The 2589-nt window shown below is 73.0% G+C and carries 2 protein-coding genes; both read right to left on the reverse strand.

The window, feature by feature from the left end; translation table 11 throughout:
- A partial coding sequence (locus tag ACIRST_RS42370; RefSeq protein ID WP_402810133.1) for a condensation domain-containing protein occupies nt 1-1493 on the reverse strand: 1493 nt, incomplete at its 3' end.
- Nucleotides 1490-2589, reverse strand: a 1100-nt coding sequence (locus tag ACIRST_RS42375) for an AMP-binding protein (protein ID WP_402810135.1), incomplete at its 5' end; no start/stop codon positions are given. The genes ACIRST_RS42370 and ACIRST_RS42375, both read right to left, overlap by 4 nt.

A 2589-nucleotide genomic window follows, 5' to 3' on the forward strand; every position in this document is an offset into this window, starting at 1 on the left:
GCCACCACCGCCAACTCACCCACCGACAACAAACCCACCGACGACACCCGCGCCGACGGATCCCCCACCAACCCCTCCAACAACCGCACGAACCGCCCCGCAAACCCCTCCACCGACACCCGATCGAACAACGCCGAGGCAAACTCCACCTGCCCCCGCAACCCACCACCCACGGTGGTCTCGATCTGCATCGCGAGATCGAACTTCGCGGTCCGCCAGGGAAGTTCGACGACCTCGGTGTCGATCCCGGGCAGGTTGAGCAGCCCCTCGACGGACTCGTGCAGGGTGAAGGCGACCTGGAACAGCGGGGTGCGCGAGGTGTCGCGCTCGGGGCTCAGCTCGTCCACCAGCCGGGCGAACGGCACCTCCTGGTGGTCGAAGGCGTCGAGCACGGTCGTCCGGACGGAGTCCAGCAGCTCGGCGAACGACGGCTCGCCCGTCCACTGCTCGCGCAGCACCAGGGTGTTGACGCCGTACCCGATCATCCGGGCGAGCTCCGGGCGGTTGCGCTCGGAGATGACGGTGCCGACCGCGATGTCCTCCCGGCCGGTGTGCCGGGCGAGCGCCACGTCGAAGGCGGCCAGCAGCGTGGTGAAGAGGGTGACGCCCCGCTCCTTGGAATAGGCGTCCAGCCGCTGGGCCAGCGCCGCGGGGACCTCCAGCGGAACGGCCGCGCCGCGCCAGTCGCGCACCGCCGGCCGGGGCCGGTCGGCGGGCAGCTCCAGCGGCTCCAGCCCGGCCAGCCGCTCCCGCCAGTAGCCGAGCAGCCGGTCCAGCTCGTCCCCGGTGACCCGGTCCCGCTGCCAGGCCGCGAAGTCCGCGTACTGCACCGGCAGCGGAGCCAGCGGCGACACCTGGCCGGCGGTGAACGCGCCGTACAGCGCGCCCAGTTCCTCCTCGAACACCCGGGTCGACCACGCGTCGCAGGCGATGTGGTGGAACACCACGACCAGCAGGTGGTCGTCCTCGGCGAGCCGGATCAGCGAGCCGCGCACCGGCCACTGCGCGGCCAGGTCGAAGGGCTCCGCCACGGCGGCCTCGGCCAGCTCGGTGGCGCGTGCCTCGCGCTCGTCGGCGGGCAGGCCGGTGAGGTCGGTCAGCGGGAGGTCGAGCGGCGCGGCCGGGTCGATCAGCTGGACGGGCCGGCCGTCCGCCAGGCCGTACCGGGTGCGCAGGACCTCGTGCCGGTCCAGCAGCTCCTGCCAGGACCGGTCCAGGGCCCCGCGGTCGAGCGGGCCGCGGAGCCGGCGCAGCAGCGGGACGAGGTACTCCGGGCTGGTCGGGTCCAGCCGGTGCAGGAACCAGAGCTGCTGCTGGCCGAAGGTGAGCGGCAGGGCGGCGGACCGGTCGGCCCGGGGGATGGCGGTGCGGCCGCCGCCCGCGCGGCCGGCGGCCCGGCGGCGCAGCAGCTCGGCCCGCAGCTGCTCGGTGCTGACGTCGTCGGCGGCGTCCTGGCGCCGGCTGTCCCGTCGCTGGCTGTCTGCGGCGCTCATGCTTTCGTCTCCTCGGCGTCCATGGTGCCGTTCGCGTTCACCGCGGAGTCGCCGGTCTGCGACAGCTCCGCCCTGAGCCTTGCCTCGACCTGGTCGGCCATCCGGGCCACGGTCGGCTGGTCGAACACCTGCCGTACCGGAAGGTCGATGTCGATCGCTTCCTGCACCTGGGACACCAGGCGCAGGGCCAGCAGCGAGTTGCCGCCGAGGTCGAAGAAGTTGTCGTGGGCGCCGACCCGCTCGATGCCCAGGACGTCCGCCCACACCGCCGCGACGAGCTCCTCCACCGGTCCGTCGGGGGCCACGAACTCCCCGCCCAGGGCCAGGGCACGCCCGTCCGGGGCGGGCAGGGCGCGCTTGTCGAGCTTGCCGTTGGCGGTCAGCGGGAAGGCGTCGAGCTCCACGAAGGCCGCCGGCACCATGTACGAGGGCAGCTGCTCCGCCACCCGGGCCCGCAGCGCGGCGGCGTCCGACCCGGCGCCCGCCGATCCCGCGTCGGCCGATCCCGCGTCCGCCGGCACCACGTACGCCACCAGTCGGCGCTCACCCGGCACGTCCTCCCGGGCCAGCACCACGGCGTCCCGCACCGCCTCGTCCTGGGCGATCACGGCGGCGATCTCGCCGAGTTCGATGCGGTAACCGCGGATCTTCACCTGGTCGTCGATCCGGCCGACGAACTCCAGCGAACCGTCCGCCATCCGCCGCGCCAGGTCACCACTGCGATACAGACGCCCGCCCGCCGGACCGAACCGGTCCGGCACGAAACGCTCCGCCGTCAGAGCCGGACGCCCCAGATAGCCACGCGCGACACCCGGACCACCCACATACATCTCACCCACCACACCGGGCGGAGCGACCTCACCGAACCGGTCCAGGACATAGATCCGCAGATCACCCAGCGGCACACCCACCGGGTTCCCGGTGCCCGACAAGTCGTCCTCGGTGACCCGGTAGTACGTGGAGTGCACGGTCGTCTCCGTGATCCCGTACATGTTCACCAACACCGGGCACTCCAGCCCCAACCGCTCCGCCCACGGCCGCAACTCACCGAACTCCAGCCGCTCACCCGCGAACACCACCACCCGCACCGCGAGCC

Origin of the sequence: Kitasatospora sp. NPDC101447 (genome assembly GCF_044767225.1) — a bacterium.
Taxonomy (GTDB): domain Bacteria; phylum Actinomycetota; class Actinomycetes; order Streptomycetales; family Streptomycetaceae; genus Kitasatospora.